The organism is Bacteroides sp. D22, assembly GCF_000163675.1.
Classification (GTDB): Bacteria; Bacteroidota; Bacteroidia; order Bacteroidales; family Bacteroidaceae; genus Bacteroides; species Bacteroides xylanisolvens.
The window spans coordinates 67,089-85,628 of sequence record NZ_GG774814.1 but is presented as its reverse complement, the minus strand read 5'-3'; the positions used below and the strand labels follow the sequence as shown (position 1 = coordinate 85,628).

Here is an 18,540-nt window from a genome sequence, read left to right as displayed (position 1 = left end):
CTCACATTCTTTCATTATTTTATTCTAGGTTGATACTCAAACCTAAACCTCTCAACTCGTGCAACAATACGTTCAAGGATTCCGGAATACCAGGTTGTGGCATCGGTTCACCTTTCACAATTGCTTCATAAGCCTTCGAACGTCCTACCACGTCATCAGATTTGATAGTCAGGATTTCCTGCAAGATATGGGCAGCACCGAAACCTTCGAGTGCCCAAACCTCCATTTCTCCGAAACGCTGACCACCGAATTGAGCTTTACCACCAAGAGGTTGCTGAGTAATCAATGAGTACGGACCGATAGAACGAGCATGCATCTTGTCTTCAACCATGTGACCCAACTTCAACATGTAAGTTACGCCCACAGTAGCTGCCTGGTCAAATTGCTCACCTGTACCACCATCACAAAGATAAGTCTTACAGTAGCGAGGCAATCCTGCCTTGTCTGTCCACTGATCCAGATCTTCCATGGTAGCACCGTCGAAAATAGGAGTCGCGAATTTCACGCCCAACGTTTTTCCGGCACGTCCGAGTACAGCTTCAAAAATCTGACCAATGTTCATACGAGAAGGCACACCCAACGGATTCAACACGATGTCAACCGGAGTACCATCAGCCAAGAACGGCATATCTTCCTGACGAACAACACGGGATACAATACCTTTGTTACCGTGGCGACCAGCCATCTTATCACCCACACCAATCTTACGTTTCTTAGCAATATATACTTTTGCCATCTGGATAATACCAGCAGGAAGTTCATCACCAATTGTAATAGCAAACTTCTTACGTTTCAATTCAGCATCCAGCTCTTTATATTTCTTAATGAAATTCATCACCAGATCACGAATCATACCGTTAATATGATCGTCACTTGTCCAGTTGCTCAATTGAATAGAAGTAAAGTCAAGTGAATCAAAATCAGAAGCACTGAACTTAGAACCTTTCGCTATAACTTCCGCACCCAAATAGTCTTTCACACCTTGAGAAACCTTACCTTCAGTCAAAGTCATCAGTTTCTTAACCAGGATACGTTTCAAGTCAGCTACCTTAGATTCAAATTCATCATCAATCTTAGGCAACAATGCTTTATCGGCCAGTTTAGAGCTACGATTCTTAATCACACGTGAGAAAAGTTTCTTATCAATCACCACACCTTTCAAAGAAGGAGAAGCTTTCAAAGAAGCATCTTTCACGTCACCTGCCTTATCACCGAAGATAGCCCGAAGCAGTTTTTCTTCCGGAGAAGGATCAGATTCACCCTTCGGCGTAATCTTACCAATCATGATATCACCCGGCTCAATACGAGCACCGATTCTTACGATACCGTTTTCATCCAAGTCTTTGGTAGCTTCTTCACTTACATTCGGGATATCAGAAGTCAACTCTTCCATACCACGTTTTGTTTCACGAACTTCCAGAGAATATTCCTCTACGTGAACTGAAGTCAACAAGTCTTCGCGTACCACACGTTCGTTCAATACGATAGCATCCTCATAGTTGTAACCCTTCCAAGGCATATAAGCTACCAACAGGTTCTTACCCAATGCCAATTCACCCTTTTCAGTAGAATAACCTTCAGTCAAGATATCACCTTTCTTCACACGCTGGCCCTTGTCACAAATCGGACGCAAGTCAATCGTCATGTTCTGGTTAGTCTTACGGAACTTAGGTATTCTATATTCCTTCAAAGCAGGTTCGAAACTTACAAATTCTTCGTCTTCCGTACGGTCATACAAAATACGGATAGTAGTAGCATCCACATAGTCAACCACACCATCGCCTTCTGCGGTAATCTGGGTACGAGAGTCTCTTACCAGCTGACGTTCGATACCTGTACCTACGATTGGAGCTTCACTTCTCAACAAAGGAACCGCCTGGCGCATCATGTTCGATCCCATCAATGCACGGTTAGCATCATCATGTTCCAAGAATGGAATCAAAGAAGCTGCAATAGATGCAATCTGCTGAGGAGCAACGTCCATCAAGTCAACTTCAGATGGTTCAACAACCGGGAAATCTGCATCTTGACGAGACTTAACTCTATTAAGTACGAATGTACCATCGTCATTCAACGGAGCATTTCCCTGCGCAATAACCTTTTCTTCCTCTTCTTCAGCAGTCAGATAAATCAGACCGTTATCAGAAAGATCCACTTTCCCATTTTCCACCTTGCGGTAGGGGGTTTCAATGAATCCTAGCTCATTAATCTTAGCAAATACACACAATGAAGAAATCAAACCGATGTTCGGACCTTCAGGAGTCTCAATCGGACAAAGACGACCATAGTGTGTATAGTGAACGTCACGAACCTCAAATCCGGCACGTTCACGGGAAAGACCACCAGGACCAAGGGCAGACATACGACGTTTGTGCGTAATTTCAGCCAGCGGGTTTGTCTGGTCCATGAACTGCGACAACGCGTTCGTTCCGAAGAATGAGTTGATTACTGAAGAAATAGTCTTCGCATTAATCAAATCAATCGGAGTAAACACTTCATTGTCACGAACGTTCATACGTTCACGAATCGTACGAGACATACGAGCCAGCCCCACAGCAAACTGATTAGAAAGCTGTTCACCAACAGTACGTACACGACGGTTACTCAAGTGGTCAATATCATCCACATCTGCTTTTGAGTTAATCAACTCAATCAGATATTTGATGATTTCAATAATATCTTCCTTCGTGAGGACACGCACGTCCATATCAGTCGTCAGATTCAACTTTTTGTTGATTCTGTAACGGCCTACGTCACCAAGGTCATATCGTTTTTCTGAGAAGAACAAGTTGTTGATAACCTCCCTTGCACTTGCGTCATCAGCCGGATCGGCATTACGCAACTGACGGTAGATATACAACACAGCTTCTTTTTCCGAGTTACTCGGGTCCTTCTGCAACGTATTATATATGATAGAGAAATCGGACTGATTCGGTTCATCCTTATGCAAAAGGATGTTCTGAACTCCCGACTCCAAAATTTCATCAATATGCTCCTCTTCCAGTACGGTTTCACGGTCGATAATAACTTCGTTACGTTCAATAGAAACCACTTCACCGGTATCTTCATCAACGAAATCTTCAATCCATGTTTTCAAGACACGTGCAGCCAGTTTACGGCCTAACACCTTCTTCAGATTTGTCTTGTTTACCTTCACATCTTCTGCAAGATCGAAAATCTCAAGAATATCTTTGTCATTCTCGAAGCCAATTGCACGCAACAATGTAGTCACCGGCAATTTCTTCTTACGGTCGATGTATGCGTACATCACATTATTGATGTCAGTAGCAAACTCAATCCACGAACCCTTAAACGGAATAATACGAGCCGAATAAAGTTTCGTACCATTGGCATGTACACTCTGACCGAAGAACACACCCGGAGAACGGTGAAGCTGTGACACAACTACGCGTTCGGCACCGTTAATGACGAAAGTAGCCTTATCAGTCATATAAGGAATCGGGCCGAGGAATACGTCCTGAATCACTGTATCAAAATCCTCATGATCGGGGTCCGTACAGTAAAGCTTAAGTTTCGCTTTTAAGGGAACACTATAAGTAAGCCCACGCTCTATACAATCATCAATGGTATAACGCGGCGGATCAATATAATAGTCCAGAAACTCAAGAACAAAATTGTTTCTTGTATCGGCAATAGGGAAGTTTTCAGCAAATACTTTATACAATCCCTCATTCTTACGCTTTTCAGGTGGGGTATCTAATTGTAGAAAGTCTTGGAATGACTTCAATTGTACTTCCAGGAAATCCGGGTATTCTAGCGGATTCTTAGTCGAAGCAAAATTAACTCTTTGATTTACAGTATTTGAAGACATCTGTCAATGAATTTGGAGAACTTAATTTGAAATATATACACAAAAAGGTTAAGAATCCTCTTGTGAAGGATTCCTAACCGAATTACCTGATTACCAGGCCAATGTTATTTAAGTTCAACTTCAGCTCCAGCTTCTTCCAATGTTTTCTTCAATGATTCTGCTTCGTCTTTAGCCAAACCTTCTTTTACTGTGCTAGGAGCACCGTCTACCAAGTCTTTAGCTTCTTTCAAACCAAGACCACAAGCTTCCTTAACGGCCTTAACTACTTGAAGTTTAGCTGCACCAGCGCTCTTCAATACTACGTCGAAAGAAGTTTTTTCTTCTGCGGCAGCAGCACCAGCTGCAGGACCAGCAGCAACAGCTACAGCTGCAGCAGCAGGTTCAATACCGTATTCTTCTTTAAGGATAGTTGCAAGTTCATTAACTTCTTTTACTGTCAAGTTAACTAATTGTTCTGCAAAAGCTTTCAAATCTGCCATTTTTTGTATGATTTTAATTGTTTAAATACTTTGTTGATTTTTGAAAATTATTCGGGACGTTCACCAAGAGTCTTGAGAACTCCGTGAAGGGTGTTACCACCTGATTGAAGAGCAGAAATAACATTCTTGGCCGGAGATTGCAACAGGGCAACGATATCGGCGATAACTTCATTCTTACTCTTGATTGAAACGAGAGCATCCAATTGATCAGCACCAATGTAGAAGCTTTCTTCTGCATATGCAGCTTTCAGTCCGGGAATACCGTCTTTCGCTTTGTCTTTGATTAACTTAGCAGGAACGTTTGCAGTATTGCTAAACATAACAGCAGTAGTACCTTTCAAAGAACCGTAAAGAGGTGAGAAGTCTTCTTCCAAGCTTTCAAGTGCTTTGTGAAGCAGCGTGTTTTTAACCAACATCAATTTGATGTCTGATTTAAAACAATCTCTTCTCAATGCACTGGTAGCAGCAGCGTTCATAGCTGTAACGTCTACCAAGTAGAAGTGACCATATTCCTTTACTGTAGCAGCAATTTGCTCTATAATCGTACTTTTATCTTCCTTTCTCATTATTTCTCTGTTTTATTAGATTTCATCCACTGATTTCGGGTCGATTTTAATACCCGCACTCATTGTACTAGAAAGATAAATACTCTTAATATATGTACCCTTTGCTGCGGTCGGTTTCAGTTTGTTCAGAGTAGAGATGAACTCTTTCGCGTTGTCGCGAATCTGATCAGGACTGAATGATACCTTACCGATAGAAGTGTGAACGATACCGCTCTTATCAACTTTAAAGTCAATCTTACCTTGTTTTACTTCTTTTACAGCCTTAGCAACATCCATAGTTACAGTACCACTCTTAGGGTTCGGCATCAATCCACGAGGACCGAGTACACGACCGAGCGCACCAATTTTACCCATGATAGATGGCATAGTGATGATTACATCAATATCAGTCCATCCACCTTTGATCTTTTCAATATATTCGTCAAGACCAACGTAGTCAGCACCAGCTTCTTTTGCAGCAGCTTCAGCATCCGGTGTACAAAGTACCAATACACGTACTTCTTTACCAGTACCATGAGGAAGTGAAACAACACCTCTCACCATCTGGTTAGCTTTACGTGGATCAACACCTAAACGTACATCAATATCCAGTGAAGCATCAAACTTAGTAAAAGTGATTTCTTTTACCAAAGATGCAGCTTCTTTCAGTGAGTATGCTTTCCCTGCTTCAATCTTTTCTGCAGCTAACTTTTGATTTTTTGTCAGTTTACCCATTACAATTGAAGTTTATTAATTATTAACCGGGAACTCCCCTTTTACAGCGATACCCATACTTCTAGCTGTACCTGCAACCATTCTCATGGCAGCTTCCACAGTAAAACAGTTTAAGTCAACCATTTTGTCCTGAGCAATCGTACGAACCTGTTCCCAAGTAAGCTCGGCAACTTTCTTACGGTTAGGCTCAGCAGAACCACTCTTTACCTTAGCTACTTCAAGTAATTGAATAGCAACGGGAGGAGTCTTGATTACAAAATCGAAAGACTTATCTGCGTAGTAAGTAATGATAACAGGTAAAATCTTACCTGCTTTGTCTTGGGTTCTGGCATTGAATTGCTTGCAAAATTCCATGATATTGATACCCTTAGAACCCAAAGCAGGTCCAACGGGAGGTGATGGATTTGCAGCGCCTCCTTTAATCTGTAACTTGATTAGTCCAGCAACTTCTTTAGCCATTTTTTTATTGATTTATATATAAACATTAAACGAAGAACAACAACAGCGTAACAATTCCGCGTTATTCCTTTTCCACTTGCATAAAGCCCAATTCAAGCGGCGTTTTGCGCCCGAATATCTTCACCATGACCTTTAGTTTCTTTTTTTCACTATTCACTTCTTCAATGATGCCACTGAATCCGCTGAAAGGTCCAAAAGTAACTTTTACAGTTTCTCCCACTACGTACGGAATATTGAGTTCTTCACCCGTTTCCTGCAGTTCGTCCACTGTACCAAGTATACGATTCACTTCTGATTGTCTGAGAGGCACCGGTTTTTCGGAGCCGCCTAAAAAGCCTATCACATTCGGAGTATTGCGCAGGTGATGAGCGACCTCACCAACCAAAGCAGCCTCCACTAAAACGTAGCCAGGAAGATAACTTCTTTCCTTCACAATTTTTTTACCATTGCGAACCTGGTAAACTTTTTCAGTAGGAATCAATACCTGAGATACATATTCACCAAGGTCGCTGTTCTTAAGATCAGCTTCAAGATATTCCTTTACCTTAGCTTCTTTACCGCTAATAGCACGTAGAACGTACCATTTCTTTTCAATCTCAGCCATTTTCAATTCCTAATTTTTTAATGTGGATAAACGATTTTTTCCATGAAGTTCTGGAAACAGACATCCATACCCCATACTACCAATGCAATAAGCAGGGAAGCATATAAAACAACTACTGCACTGTTAGCAAGTTCAGAATACGTAGGCCACGATACTTTATGTACAAGTTCGTCGTAAGATTCTTTAATATAAGCTATTACCTTTTTCATTTCAATAATATTAGCACGGGAGGAGAGGCTCGAACTCCCGACACCCGGTTTTGGAGACCGGTGCTCTACCAACTGAGCTACTCCCGTGTGTACATAATCAGTTCCCGATGGAAAACCGGGAACTGATTAATTATTGTGTATTAGTCGATAATTTCAGTAATCTGACCAGCACCTACCGTACGTCCACCTTCGCGGATAGCGAAACGAAGACCCGGGTTCAATGCTACTGGGTAGATCAACTCAACTGTAATAGTTACGTTATCACCCGGCATTACCATTTCTGTTCCTTCCGGCAAAGTGATTTCACCTGTACAGTCCATAGTACGCAAGTAGAACTGAGGACGGTATTTGTTGTGGAACGGAGTGTGACGACCACCTTCTTCTTTCTTCAAGATATAAACCTCAGCTTTGAATTTAGAGTGCGGTTTAATCTGACCTGGTTTACAAAGAACCATACCACGTTTGATTTCGTTCTTGTCAATACCACGAAGCAAAAGACCTACGTTGTCACCAGCTTCACCTTGATCCAACAGTTTACGGAACATTTCAACACCAGTTACAACTGATTTCTTATCTTCACCTAAACCAAGGATTTCGATTTCATCACCAACGTGGATAACACCAGTTTCGATACGACCTGTTGCTACAGTACCACGACCTGTGATAGAGAACACGTCTTCAACCGGCATCAAGAATGGTTTATCAACATCGCGCGGAGGCAGTGGAATCCAGTTATCAACTGCATCCATCAGTTCCATAACTTTGTCTTCCCATTTTTCAACACCGTTCAATGCGCCAAGAGCAGAACCACGGATGATAGGAGTATTGTCACCATCGAAATCATAGAATGAAAGAAGTTCTCTCATTTCCATTTCAACGAGTTCCAACATTTCTTCGTCGTCTACCATATCGCACTTGTTCAAGAATACAACCAGACGAGGTACGTTTACCTGACGAGCCAACAGGATGTGTTCGCGAGTTTGAGGCATCGGACCATCAGTTGCAGCACAAACGATGATAGCACCGTCCATCTGAGCAGCACCAGTTACCATGTTCTTTACGTAGTCGGCGTGACCCGGACAGTCTACGTGTGCATAGTGACGGTTAGCTGTTTGATATTCAACGTGAGAAGTATTGATAGTAATACCTCTTTCTTTTTCTTCAGGAGCGTTGTCGATAGAATCGAAAGAACGCAATTCTGAAAGACCTTTCTTTGCCAACACAGTAGTGATAGCAGCTGTCAACGTTGTCTTACCGTGGTCTACGTGACCGATTGTACCAATGTTTACGTGCGGTTTGGTACGTTCAAATTTCTCTTTAGCCATAGCTTTACTTGTTATTTATTTGATTAATAATCAGCATTTACATCCTTTATGAGCTGTTACCGGGATTTGAACCCGGGACCTCTTCCTTACCAAGGAAGTGCTCTACCACTGAGCTATAACAGCAAGAAAAGAGAGCGGAAGACGGGGCTCAAACCCGCGACCCTCAGCTTGGAAGGCTAATGCTCTATCAACTGAGCTACTTCCGCATTCTTGCCAAAGTTGTCACTCTGATTGTGGGCAAAGATGGATTCGAACCACCGAAGGCGTAAGCCAGCAGATTTACAGTCTGCCCCATTTGGCCACTCTGGTATTTGCCCTTTTCAAATCAAGAAATAAAAGAACTATTTTCAAACAATATGATAAAGACAGATGTTCTATCTTTGTTCTTCGGTTTCTTTTTGAGCCTCTTGTCGGATTCGAACCAACGACCCCGAGATTACAAATCACGTGCTCTGGCCAACTGAGCTAAAGAGGCAAACTTACTAAAAAATGCAACCGTCACGTTCTAACGCGAGCGAAACGGCTGCAAATTTAGTTATTTATTTCTTTCCCGCAAAATATTTGGGATTTTTTTATTTGCTACGTTGCTTTTCCTTGTATTTAACCAGCTGTTTTCCGAGTGCTTCCACATCTAAATCAATTGCTTCTTCAAATGTATCGCATACTTTGCTTGCATAAAACTCTCCATTTGGGATCAATATTTTAATGCCCGCTTCCTTGTTTTCAGCAACCTCTGGTTTAACTACCTTTAATGACACCTCTACTTTCTTTATATCTTCGTAATATTTTTCCAACTTGGACACTTTCTTCTGAATAAATGCCTGCAATTGCTCTGACGCATCAAAGTGAATTGATTGAATTCTAACATCCATACTTACCTCCTTTTTTTAAGCTCTTGGATGAGCTTGTTTATACACTTTTTTAAGTTCTTCAAATGTGGCATGTGTGTAGATCTCGGTAGTTGTTATGCTCTCGTGACCCAAAAGTTCTTTTACCGCTCCCAGTTCTGCTTCATTGTTCAGCATTGTGGTAGCAAAAGTATGCCTCAACACGTGAGGGCTCTTTTTCTTCAACGTCGCCACCTTTGACAGGTTCCGTTTCACTAAATTATAGACTAGATTCTTGTAAAGCCGTTCACCATTCTCTCTAATAAAGAAAGCTTCCGACCTTTCCGGAATCGTTTCGTTTCTTACATTAATATATTCAAGCATCAACTCCTGCAGTTCGTCACCGAACGGAATCAGCCGTTGCTTGTTTCTTTTCCCGGTCACTTTCAGAAGAGAAGCCGAAAAATCCACATCCTTATTATCCAGACCTATCAATTCCGAAAGCCTCATGCCGGTAGCATAAAACATTTCAATAATCAACCGATCCCGACAGCCTTTAAATCCTTCGCCAAAATCCGTTTCATCCAATAACCGATTCATTTCGTTCTCTTTTAAGAACACAGGCAACGGTTTTTTGTTTTTAGGTCCTTTTATTTTACGCAAAGGATCTATAGTCGTTTCTCCCTGCCTCAAGAGATACTTGTAAAACGTTCGGAGCGAACTTAGCTTACGATTTACAGAAGTTGAGGTATACCCTTTATCCATCAATGAAACAATCCATTCACGAATCAGCTCCGCCTCGACCTCTAACGGATTAAATTTTCCATACTCTTCCTGAGCAAACTCCTGCAGTTGCTTTATATCTTCACCGTACGCAAGAACGGTTTTTTCAGAATAGTTCCGCTCATACTGGAGATAATCAAGAAAAGATTCTATCAACATAATATCGCTACATCTAAAATCGTGCAACGAATGTATGAAAAGAATTCAATAATTCAAAGGAAATTACGAATTATTAATCTTCTACTTGCTGAAGTTGTTGTACGTAAACTGCGCGTTCTTTCTTAAGTCTTTTAGTTACAGACGGTTTATCAAACTGTTGTCTGCTTCTCAACTCTTTTACAATGCCAGTCTTTTCAAATTTTCTTTTGAACTTCTTCAGCGCTTTTTCAATGTTTTCGCCTTCTTTTACAGGTACTACAATCATTTTGTTACTATTAATATGTTATGATTAAAAAATTCCGCAGTCAAATTGCGCCGCAAAATTACACATACTTTCTTTATTCACAAAACTTTCGGCAAATATTTCTCAAAAACTATTCATAAACAAGTTATTAAATGCAGAAAGTTAGTACCTTTGAAACACTTACATGTCTATAATAATATAATAAAGTATGAAACAGAGCATAAAAGAGCGAGTGCATGCACTGCGCATGACCTTTCATCCCAATTCTATCAAAGCGTTCATTATTCCCAGCACCGACCCTCATCTTAGTGAATATGTGGCTCCCCACTGGATGTCACGGGAGTGGATTTCCGGTTTTACTGGTTCTGCCGGAACAGCGGTTATCCTGATGGATAAAGCAGGATTATGGACCGACTCGCGTTATTTTCTGCAAGCTACGAAGGAATTGGAGGGCAGCGGCATTACCTTATATAAAGAGATGTTGCCGGAGACTCCCAGTATTACAGAATTTCTCTGCCAACACTTAAAACCTGGAGAATCTGTAAGTATCGACGGGAAAATGTTTTCTGTGCAACAGGTCGAACAGATGAAAGAAGAACTGGCGGCACATCAGTTACAGGTTGACATATTTGGAGATCCATTGAGTAGCATTTGGAAAGACCGGCCCGCCATGCCTGATTCTCCTGCCTTTATTTATGATATCAAATATGCAGGAAAAAGCTGTGAAGAGAAAATATCCGCCATCCGTACGGAGTTGAAAAAGAAAGGTGTCTATGCTTTATTCATATCCGCGCTCGACGAGATCGCATGGACTCTCAATTTGCGAGGAAACGATGTACATTGCAATCCGGTCATAGTAAGTTACCTGTTAATCACACAGGATGAAGTGACTTATTTTATTTCACCGGAGAAAGTGACGGCAGAGGTAGAGACTTATCTAAAGGAACGGCAGATTGGAATACAGAAGTATGATGAGGTAGAGACATTCCTGAATTCTTTTCCAGGAAAAAACATTTTGATTGACCCACGGAAAACGAATTATTCTATCTATTCATCTATTAATCCGCAATGTTCTATTCTTCGTGGCGAGTCGCCCGTCGCATTATTAAAAGCGATTCGCAATGAGCAGGAGATCGCCGGCATCCACGCTGCCATGCGACGGGATGGAGTAGCACTCGTCAAATTCCTCAAATGGCTGGAAGAATCCGTATCTACCGGAAAAGAGACAGAATTAAGTATAGATAAAAAATTGCATGAGTTTAGGGCTGCACAGCCTCTCTACATGGGGGAAAGTTTCGACACGATTGCAGGGTATAAAGAACATGGGGCAATCGTACATTATTCGGCTACCCCGGAAAGTGACGTGACTCTTCAGCCCAGAGGGTTCTTACTCTTAGATTCAGGAGCCCAATATCTGGACGGAACCACTGACATCACCCGAACCATTGCCTTAGGCGAACTTACAGAGGAAGAAAAAACGGATTATACCCTTATATTAAAAGGACACATCGCGTTGGCTATGGCCAAATTCCCTACCGGAACCCGTGGAGCCCAGCTCGATGTACTAGCTCGTATGCCTATCTGGAACTACAGAATGAATTTTCTTCATGGCACAGGACATGGCGTCGGACATTTCCTGAGTGTACACGAAGGTCCGCAAAGCATTCGTATGAATGAGAATCCTGTCATTTTGCAGCCCGGCATGGTTACTTCCAATGAGCCTGGTGTTTATAAAGCAGGCAGTCACGGGATACGTACGGAGAACCTGACGTTGGTTTGCAAAGATGGAGAGGGAATGTTTGGAGAATATCTTAAGTTTGAAACTATCACTTTATGCCCAATCTGCAAAAAAGGGATCATCAAGGAGATGCTGACAAATGAAGAAATTGAATGGTTAAACAATTACCATCAGACTGTCTACGAGAAGTTGTCACCGGATCTTAACGAAGAAGAAAAAGTTTGGTTACAAGAGGCAACTGCTTCCCTTTAAAAAGAACTTGTCTGACACCCGGGTGTCAAGCATACTGAGACCCGGGTCTCAGCCATCACGACACCCGGGTGTCGTACAACATAGAACTGCATTAAATAAAAAACTTTATTAGAAACAAATATTATATGGCTTTAATTAAATCAGTACGAGGTTTTACTCCCGAAATCGGGGAAAACTGCTTCCTCGCAGATAATGCAACTATTATAGGAGATGTAAAAATAGGAAATGATTGTAGCATTTGGTTTAATACGGTATTAAGAGGTGACGTCAACTCCATACGAATCGGCAATGGTGTCAACATTCAGGATGGAAGTGTCTTGCATACATTATATCAAAAATCGACTATTGAAATTGGCGATCATGTATCCGTAGGGCATAATGTTACCATTCATGGGGCAACCATCAAAGATTACGCCTTGGTGGGCATGGGGTCAACCGTCCTAGATCACGTCGTAGTTGGCGAAGGAGCAATCGTTGCCGCCGGTTCTCTGGTATTAAGCAATACCATCATTGAGCCGGGAAGCATTTGGGGAGGGGTACCCGCGAAATTCATTAAAAAGGTAGATCCTGAACAAGCCAAAGAACTGAATCAGAAGATTGCTCACAATTATTTGATGTATTCGCAATGGTATAAGGAAGATAAATAGCAGACTCTAACAAGTTAATAAAAACAGCGGGACATTCTAATGAAAGAACATCCCGCTGTTTTTATAAGATTTTTTATAAAGCCGTTTTTTTACAAAAAGCGAATTCATTGGATTCATCTCTTTTCGACACTATTTCCTCTAATCAAAAATTAATCATGTGCATAATCTTTTCTGTAGCTCCGGCATTACTAGTCACATAATAACCTGCATTTGTTCCGGTTTCACGCAAGAACAATTCATCCGTCAGGAAACGATCCAGCAAAGTTTTCAGTTCATCATAATCTTTGATGGAATAAGCGCCTTTTGCTTCGATCAATTGAACGGCTTCCATAAATTTCTGATACTTCGGTCCGAAAATCACCGGAATACCATATACAGCCGCTTCCAATGTGTTATGAATACCGACTCCGAAACCACCACCGATATAAGCAATTTCGCCATAACGGTAAATAGAGGACAGCAGTCCGAAGCAGTCTATTATGAGACAATCCGCTTTCAATACATTCCTTTCGTCAGCACGGGTATAGCGCACATACGGACGTTTCAATTTACTGATGATTTCAACCAGGTGATTCTCGTCGATCACATGCGGAGCAATAATCAGTTTCATTTCCGGATGGTTATTGAAATATTCGAGGAATAAATCTTCGTCAGGTCCCCATGAGCTTCCGGCAACAAAAGTAAAGGAATTGGTTCCTTTAAATTTCTCTACCAACGGGAGTTCTTTAGCCTCCTCACGGATTTGCAACACGCGGTCAAAACGGGTATCTCCCACTACTGTCACACGGCTGATACCAATTTTCGACAAGTAACGTTTGGATGCCTCATTCTGAACAAACAGATGATCGAAATCTTTCAATACATTGCGATAAGTTCCACCGTACCATTTAAAGAATATTTGTTCGCGACGGAAGATAGACGATACACTATATACCGGAATACGGCGTTTGTGAAGCTCATCCAGATAATTCTTCCAAAACTCATATTTGATAAAGAACGCCATGCAAGGATTTGCAATATCCAGGAACTTTTTCACATTCCGCGGTTTATCAAACGGCAGATAGCAGACAATATCCGCCCCCCGGTAATGCTTACGCACCTCGTAACCGGAAGGAGAGAAAAATGTCAGCAATATCTTATAGTTAGGATACTTCGCACGAATCATTTCTATCAGAGGACGCCCTTGTTCAAACTCTCCCAGTGAAGCAGCGTGAAACCAAATATACTGTTCCCCTTTCTCCACTTGCTGCCGCAGGAGTTCATACACTACCCAATGCCCTTTCATCATCTTTCGGGGCTTACGGCTAAACGGAGCAGCCAAATGGACGATAAAGTCATAAATGACTATTGCCAGGTCGTAAAGCATAGTACTGTGTCGATTACTTCAAAACCTCTACCGCACGTTTCATGCGAGCTATCGTCTCCTCTTTGCCCAATACCCAGGAAATATCGAACATGTGCGGGCCTTTTCCTTCACCCACTAATGTCAGACGGAAAGCATTCATGATATTACCTGTATGATAACCTTTCTCCGCAATCCAGTCCATAACGACTTTTTCCTGTCCTTCAATACTAAAGTCTTCAATGCCGGCAATCACTTCTGCCAATTCGGTCATACATTTTGCAGAGTCTTCTTTCCAACGTTTCTTCACCGTCTTTTCATCATATTCGGTAGGAGCAACGAAGAAGAAGCTACATACGTCCCACAGTTCTTTAATGAAACTTACCCGATCTTTCATCATACCAACCACAGTCACCACCTTTTCGAAAGGAGCTTCTACGCCATGTTCTTTCAGGAAAGGCAAGAACAGTTCCGCAATTTCTTCGTTAGGTTTCTGCTGTATATATTGATGGTTGAACCATATTCCCTTTTTATAGTCGAACTTGGCACCCGACTTGCTGCAACGGTGAAGATCAAACAATTTAATCAATTCGTCCATTGACATCACTTCCTGGTCATTGCCCGGGTTCCATCCCAATAAAGCAAGGAAATTAATCACTGCTTCCGGCAGATACCCCGATTCACGATAACCTGAAGAGATTTCTCCCGATTTCGGATCGTGCCATTCCAGTGGGAATACAGGGAATCCGAGACGGTCACCGTCACGTTTACTTAATTTTCCATTACCTTCCGGTTTCAGCAATAAAGGCAGGTGGGCAAATTCCGGCATTGTATCTTCCCAGCCGAAAGCACGGTACAACAACACATGCAAAGGAGCGGAAGGCAGCCATTCTTCACCACGAATCACGTGGGAAACTCCCATCAAATGGTCGTCCACGATATTTGCCAGATGGTAAGTCGGCAGTTCATCAGCCGATTTATAAAGCACTTTATCATCCAGAATGGATGAGTTGATAATTACTTCGCCACGAATCAGGTCATTCACATGTACATCTTCATTCGGTTCGATTTTGAAACGAACGACGTATTGTTTGCCTTCAGCAATCAGTGCATCCACTTCTTCCTTCGGCATGGTTAATGAGTTGCGCATCATTCCGCGAGTAGATGCGTCATATTGGAAGTTAGCAATTTCGGCACGCTTAGCGTCCAGTTCCTCCGGAGTATCAAAAGCGATGTATGCTTTTCCATTTTCCAGCAAAACCTGCACATATTTCTTGTAGATTTCGCGGCGCTCCGACTGGCGGTACGGACCACATTCGCCACCGAAGCTCACTCCTTCATCAAAGTGGATACCCAACCACTTAAAAGATTCGAGTATATACTCTTCCGCTCCCGGAACGAACCGGTTAGAATCAGTATCTTCAATACGAAATATCAAGTCTCCGCCGTGTTGACGCGCAAATAGATAATTATACAAAGCTGTACGCACACCACCGATGTGCAGTGCTCCCGTAGGACTTGGAGCAAAACGAACTCTTACTTTTCTTTCTGCCATAATTTGGGTTAGTATAGGTAAATCGTGGCAAAATTAAACCTTTTTTTCCACACTATTGTTTTTTTTTGTACTTTTCGCAAAAATTTCAGTGGATATGGAACATTTGAAGAAGAAAAAAAGTTTTTCATGGAGAGATTTACTATATAAATCACTGCTATTTGTGGGCACTGTGACGCTGATTGTCTATTTCCTGCCACGTGACGGAAAATTCAATTACCAGTTTGACATCAATAAGCCCTGGAAATATGGGCAGCTGATCGCTACTTTCGACTTTCCTATTTATAAAGAGGATGCGGTAGTAAAAAGAGAGCAGGACAGTCTGATGGCTTTCTTCCAGCCTTATTACCAATTGGATAAAAACATCGAGAAAGACGCAATCGCCAAGTTGAAAGAGAATTATCATACCAATCTGAAAGGTATTCTTCCTTCCATTGATTATTTACGGTATATCGAGCGTACCTTAAAAGAAATCTATCAGGCAGGTATCGTATCGACAGAGAATATACAACAGCTTCAAAAAGACAGCACTTCATCCGTCATGGTGATTGACGATAAACTTGCCAACCCGCAGGCTACCGAAAACATTTACACGGTAAAGAAAGCGTATGAACACCTGCTGACAGCAGACTCGACCCATTTCAACCGGGAAGTATTAAGGCAATGCGCGCTGAACGAATACATTACTCCCAACCTCACTTTTGACGAGGAGCGCACCCAGGCCGCCAAAGAGGAGATATTAAATAATTATTCCTGGGCAAACGGACTGGTAGTCAGCGGGCAGAAGATTATCGACCGTGGAGAGATCGTTAGTCCGCATACCTATAATATCCTCGAATCATTGCGCAAAGAATCCATCAAACGCAACGAGTCTATGGGACAAAACCGTTTGATTCTCGGAGGTCAGGTTCTGTTTGTGGGTATGCTGATGCTTTGTTTCATGCTTTATCTCGATTTATTCCGGAAAGACTATTATCAACGGAAAGGCAGTCTGTCGTTACTATTCACCCTGATTGTGTTCTACAGCGTCATAACGGCTTTCATGGTGACACATAATATATTTAATGTGTACATCATCCCCTACGCGATGCTGCCGATTATCATCCGTGTCTTTCTTGATTCGAGAACCGCTTTTCTGACGCATGTCATCACTATATTGATATGCTCCATCTCCTTGCGCTTCCCTCATGAGTTTATTCTGACGCAGTTGGCAGCGGGATTAGTGGCGATATTCAGCCTAAGGGAACTATCGCAGAGATCCCAGCTTTTCCGAACGGCCTTATTAGTGATACTGACTTATGCAGCCATTTATTTTGCTTTCGAACTGATGACGGAGAATGGTCTTTCCACCGACTTCTCGAAGTTGAACATACGTATGTATACTTACTTTATCATTAACGGAATCCTGTTATTATTCACTTATCCTTTATTATTCTTATTGGAAAAGACTTTCGGATTTACTTCCAATGTTACTTTGGTGGAACTTTCGAATATCAATAACGATCTTTTGCGGCAGATGTCTGAAACGGTTCCCGGAACCTTCCAACATTCCATGCAGGTGGCTAATCTGGCAGCAGAAGCCGCTATCCGCATTGGAGCAAAAAGCCAGTTAGTACGTACGGGGGCTTTGTATCACGATATCGGGAAGATGGAAAATCCGGCTTTCTTTACGGAGAATCAGTCGGGAGGGGTTAATCCGCATAAGAATTTGAATTACGAACAAAGTGCACAGGTCGTTATCAGCCATGTGACGGATGGATTGAAACTGGCGGATAAACACAATCTGCCTAAAGCGGTCAAAGATTTTATCAGCACCCATCACGGACGGGGAAAAACAAAATATTTCTATATTTCCTGGAAGAACGAGCATCCGGACGAAGAGCCGAATGAAGAATTGTTCACTTATCCCGGACCGAATCCGTTTACCAAAGAGCAGGCTATCCTGATGATGGCGGATGCTGTGGAAGCTGCCTCGCGCAGTCTTCCGGAATATACGGAAGAAACAATCAGCAACCTGGTCGACAAGATTATCGACTCACAGGTTACTGAAGGTTACTTTAAAGAATGTCCTATCACTTTCAAGGATATAGCAACTGTGAAAGCTGTATTCAAGGAAAAACTAAAGATTGCTTATCATACCCGGATCAGCTATCCGGAGTTAAAGAAGTAAGCAGGCCGGCACAAGCGTCTTCCAACACATCGAGTACATATTCAAATCCTTCAGCCCCTCCATAATAGGGGTCGGGGACATGATCTGCAGGAATACGGGTGCAGTACTCTGTCATGCGATGAATCTTTTTCCATTCTTCGGGAGAAGGTGCTTTGTCTTTCAGATCATCTATATTCCGGTCGTCCATACCGATTATCAAATCAAAATGATAGAAATCTTCTATACGGACGGGGCGCGAACGATGCACCAGTTGATAACCGCGACGAGCCGCGTGAGCACGCATCCGGCTGTCCGGCAGTTCGCCCTGATGATAAGACAAGATTCCGGCGGAATCTATCACAAACTCTTTTTCCAATCCCGCTTCTTTTATCAAATGAAGCATCACGCCTTCAGCCGTAGAGCTACGGCAGATATTTCCAAGGCAGACAAACAATATCTTTTTCATAATTTCAGTTTTAACAGATTCAAGAATAAGCTAAATGATAATTTTGCGGAGTGCCCTGAAAGGGCTTAATTATATAGCGTAGGGCAACGCCCTACGTAAAAACGGCAATCTGAATTTGCGCCCTGAAAGGGCATAATTGTATACAGTTCCGCCCTTTCAGGGCTTGTGGCTGGTGTGTTTTTTCGTAGGGCGT

17 protein-coding genes and 5 tRNA genes are annotated in these 18,540 nt (G+C 42.2%); 3 read left to right on the top strand and 19 right to left on the bottom strand.

Features of this window, described 5'->3' with window-relative positions; translation table 11 throughout:
* Window positions 1–19: 19 nt before the first annotated feature.
* The 16 genes from rpoB to rpsU form a co-directional block, all read right to left on the bottom strand.
* The gene (gene rpoB / locus HMPREF0106_RS07125; RefSeq protein WP_004310892.1) at window positions 20–3,832 is read right to left on the bottom strand and encodes a DNA-directed RNA polymerase subunit beta; all 3,813 of its coding nucleotides are present in this window, start codon (window positions 3,830–3,832) and stop codon (window positions 20–22) included.
* 104 nt (window positions 3,833–3,936) lie between these two features.
* Entirely contained in the window at window positions 3,937–4,311 is a 375-nt protein-coding gene (gene rplL / locus HMPREF0106_RS07130; protein WP_004296358.1) for a 50S ribosomal protein L7/L12, read from the bottom strand.
* 47 nt (window positions 4,312–4,358) lie between these two features.
* The gene (gene rplJ / locus HMPREF0106_RS07135; protein ID WP_004310893.1) at window positions 4,359–4,877 is read right to left on the bottom strand and encodes a 50S ribosomal protein L10; all 519 of its coding nucleotides are present in this window, start codon (window positions 4,875–4,877) and stop codon (window positions 4,359–4,361) included.
* 15 nt (window positions 4,878–4,892) lie between these two features.
* Window positions 4,893–5,591, bottom strand: a complete 699-nt coding sequence (gene rplA / locus HMPREF0106_RS07140; RefSeq protein ID WP_004310894.1) for a 50S ribosomal protein L1 — start codon at window positions 5,589–5,591, stop codon at window positions 4,893–4,895.
* Window positions 5,592–5,606: 15 nt separating this feature from the next.
* Complete coding sequence (gene rplK / locus HMPREF0106_RS07145) at window positions 5,607–6,050, bottom strand: 50S ribosomal protein L11 (protein ID WP_004296361.1); 444 nt, start codon at window positions 6,048–6,050, stop codon at window positions 5,607–5,609.
* 61 nt (window positions 6,051–6,111) lie between these two features.
* Entirely contained in the window at window positions 6,112–6,654 is a 543-nt protein-coding gene (gene nusG, locus HMPREF0106_RS07150) for a transcription termination/antitermination protein NusG (RefSeq protein ID WP_004296362.1), read from the bottom strand.
* 17 nt (window positions 6,655–6,671) lie between these two features.
* Entirely contained in the window at window positions 6,672–6,863 is a 192-nt protein-coding gene (gene secE, locus HMPREF0106_RS07155; protein ID WP_004296363.1) for a preprotein translocase subunit SecE, read from the bottom strand.
* A gap of 14 nt (window positions 6,864–6,877) precedes the next feature.
* Window positions 6,878–6,950 (bottom strand) — tRNA-Trp (locus HMPREF0106_RS07160).
* A 53-nt stretch (window positions 6,951–7,003) separates the two neighbouring features.
* On the bottom strand, window positions 7,004–8,188 hold the full coding sequence (gene tuf, locus HMPREF0106_RS07165; protein ID WP_004307553.1) for an elongation factor Tu: 1,185 nt from the start codon (window positions 8,186–8,188) through the stop codon (window positions 7,004–7,006).
* A gap of 51 nt (window positions 8,189–8,239) precedes the next feature.
* Window positions 8,240–8,311: transfer RNA gene (locus HMPREF0106_RS07170), tRNA-Thr, on the bottom strand.
* A gap of 10 nt (window positions 8,312–8,321) precedes the next feature.
* Window positions 8,322–8,394, bottom strand: a tRNA-Gly gene (locus tag HMPREF0106_RS07175).
* A gap of 28 nt (window positions 8,395–8,422) precedes the next feature.
* Window positions 8,423–8,505: transfer RNA gene (locus HMPREF0106_RS07180), tRNA-Tyr, on the bottom strand.
* An 84-nt stretch (window positions 8,506–8,589) separates the two neighbouring features.
* Window positions 8,590–8,663: transfer RNA gene (locus HMPREF0106_RS07185), tRNA-Thr, on the bottom strand.
* Window positions 8,664–8,760: 97 nt separating this feature from the next.
* Window positions 8,761–9,060, bottom strand: coding sequence for a ribosome hibernation-promoting factor, HPF/YfiA family (gene hpf / locus HMPREF0106_RS07190; protein WP_004310895.1), 300 nt, complete (start codon window positions 9,058–9,060; stop codon window positions 8,761–8,763).
* A gap of 15 nt (window positions 9,061–9,075) precedes the next feature.
* Window positions 9,076–9,957 (bottom strand): tyrosine recombinase XerC, encoded by an 882-nt coding sequence (gene xerC, locus HMPREF0106_RS07195; RefSeq protein WP_004313453.1) that lies wholly within the window; start codon window positions 9,955–9,957, stop codon window positions 9,076–9,078.
* Between the two features lie 73 nt (window positions 9,958–10,030).
* Complete coding sequence (gene rpsU, locus HMPREF0106_RS07200) at window positions 10,031–10,222, bottom strand: 30S ribosomal protein S21 (RefSeq protein WP_002558090.1); 192 nt, start codon at window positions 10,220–10,222, stop codon at window positions 10,031–10,033.
* A gap of 187 nt (window positions 10,223–10,409) precedes the next feature.
* On the opposite strand from rpsU, the gene HMPREF0106_RS07205 reads away from it, so the two are divergent.
* Window positions 10,410–12,191 (top strand): aminopeptidase P family protein, encoded by a 1,782-nt coding sequence (locus HMPREF0106_RS07205; protein ID WP_009040596.1) that lies wholly within the window; start codon window positions 10,410–10,412, stop codon window positions 12,189–12,191.
* Between the two features lie 125 nt (window positions 12,192–12,316).
* On the top strand, window positions 12,317–12,838 hold the full coding sequence (locus HMPREF0106_RS07210; protein ID WP_004313451.1) for a gamma carbonic anhydrase family protein: 522 nt from the start codon (window positions 12,317–12,319) through the stop codon (window positions 12,836–12,838).
* Window positions 12,839–12,980: 142 nt separating this feature from the next.
* On the opposite strand, the gene HMPREF0106_RS07215 is transcribed toward HMPREF0106_RS07210, so the two are convergent.
* Together HMPREF0106_RS07215 and gltX are read right to left on the bottom strand one after the other, a co-directional pair.
* Window positions 12,981–14,204 carry a 3-deoxy-D-manno-octulosonic acid transferase gene (locus HMPREF0106_RS07215; protein WP_009040595.1) on the bottom strand — a complete coding sequence of 408 codons (1,224 nt, stop codon included), beginning with the start codon at window positions 14,202–14,204 and terminating at the stop codon, window positions 12,981–12,983.
* A gap of 13 nt (window positions 14,205–14,217) precedes the next feature.
* Window positions 14,218–15,735: a glutamate--tRNA ligase gene (gltX, locus tag HMPREF0106_RS07220; RefSeq protein ID WP_008645735.1), complete on the bottom strand. Its 1,518-nt coding sequence runs from the start codon at window positions 15,733–15,735 to the stop codon at window positions 14,218–14,220.
* Window positions 15,736–15,829: 94 nt separating this feature from the next.
* On the opposite strand from gltX, the gene HMPREF0106_RS07225 reads away from it, so the two are divergent.
* Window positions 15,830–17,902, top strand: coding sequence for an HD family phosphohydrolase (locus HMPREF0106_RS07225; protein WP_009040594.1), 2,073 nt, complete (start codon window positions 15,830–15,832; stop codon window positions 17,900–17,902).
* On the opposite strand, the gene HMPREF0106_RS07230 is transcribed toward HMPREF0106_RS07225, so the two are convergent.
* The gene (locus HMPREF0106_RS07230) at window positions 17,877–18,347 is read right to left on the bottom strand and encodes a low molecular weight protein-tyrosine-phosphatase (protein ID WP_004313447.1); all 471 of its coding nucleotides are present in this window, start codon (window positions 18,345–18,347) and stop codon (window positions 17,877–17,879) included. The genes HMPREF0106_RS07225 and HMPREF0106_RS07230 overlap by 26 nt on opposite strands.
* Between the last annotated feature and the right edge of the window lie 193 nt (window positions 18,348–18,540).

What these genes read in the sequence shown, in the direction of transcription:
- rpoB (WP_004310892.1), bottom strand. Translation starts at nt 3,832, where the DNA reads ATGTCTTCAAATACTGTAAATCAAAGAGTTAATTTTGCTTCGACTAAG.
- rplL (WP_004296358.1), bottom strand. Translation starts at nt 4,311, where the DNA reads ATGGCAGATTTGAAAGCTTTTGCAGAACAATTAGTTAACTTGACAGTA.
- rplJ (WP_004310893.1), bottom strand. Translation starts at nt 4,877, where the DNA reads ATGAGAAAGGAAGATAAAAGTACGATTATAGAGCAAATTGCTGCTACA.
- rplA (WP_004310894.1), bottom strand. Translation starts at nt 5,591, where the DNA reads ATGGGTAAACTGACAAAAAATCAAAAGTTAGCTGCAGAAAAGATTGAA.
- rplK (WP_004296361.1), bottom strand. Translation starts at nt 6,050, where the DNA reads ATGGCTAAAGAAGTTGCTGGACTAATCAAGTTACAGATTAAAGGAGGC.
- nusG (WP_004296362.1), bottom strand. Translation starts at nt 6,654, where the DNA reads ATGGCTGAGATTGAAAAGAAATGGTACGTTCTACGTGCTATTAGCGGT.
- secE (WP_004296363.1), bottom strand. Translation starts at nt 6,863, where the DNA reads ATGAAAAAGGTAATAGCTTATATTAAAGAATCTTACGACGAACTTGTA.
- tuf (WP_004307553.1), bottom strand. Translation starts at nt 8,188, where the DNA reads ATGGCTAAAGAGAAATTTGAACGTACCAAACCGCACGTAAACATTGGT.
- hpf (WP_004310895.1), bottom strand. Translation starts at nt 9,060, where the DNA reads ATGGATGTTAGAATTCAATCAATTCACTTTGATGCGTCAGAGCAATTG.
- xerC (WP_004313453.1), bottom strand. Translation starts at nt 9,957, where the DNA reads ATGTTGATAGAATCTTTTCTTGATTATCTCCAGTATGAGCGGAACTAT.
- rpsU (WP_002558090.1), bottom strand. Translation starts at nt 10,222, where the DNA reads ATGATTGTAGTACCTGTAAAAGAAGGCGAAAACATTGAAAAAGCGCTG.
- HMPREF0106_RS07205 (WP_009040596.1), top strand. Translation starts at nt 10,410, where the DNA reads ATGAAACAGAGCATAAAAGAGCGAGTGCATGCACTGCGCATGACCTTT.
- HMPREF0106_RS07210 (WP_004313451.1), top strand. Translation starts at nt 12,317, where the DNA reads ATGGCTTTAATTAAATCAGTACGAGGTTTTACTCCCGAAATCGGGGAA.
- HMPREF0106_RS07215 (WP_009040595.1), bottom strand. Translation starts at nt 14,204, where the DNA reads ATGCTTTACGACCTGGCAATAGTCATTTATGACTTTATCGTCCATTTG.
- gltX (WP_008645735.1), bottom strand. Translation starts at nt 15,735, where the DNA reads ATGGCAGAAAGAAAAGTAAGAGTTCGTTTTGCTCCAAGTCCTACGGGA.
- HMPREF0106_RS07225 (WP_009040594.1), top strand. Translation starts at nt 15,830, where the DNA reads ATGGAACATTTGAAGAAGAAAAAAAGTTTTTCATGGAGAGATTTACTA.
- HMPREF0106_RS07230 (WP_004313447.1), bottom strand. Translation starts at nt 18,347, where the DNA reads ATGAAAAAGATATTGTTTGTCTGCCTTGGAAATATCTGCCGTAGCTCT.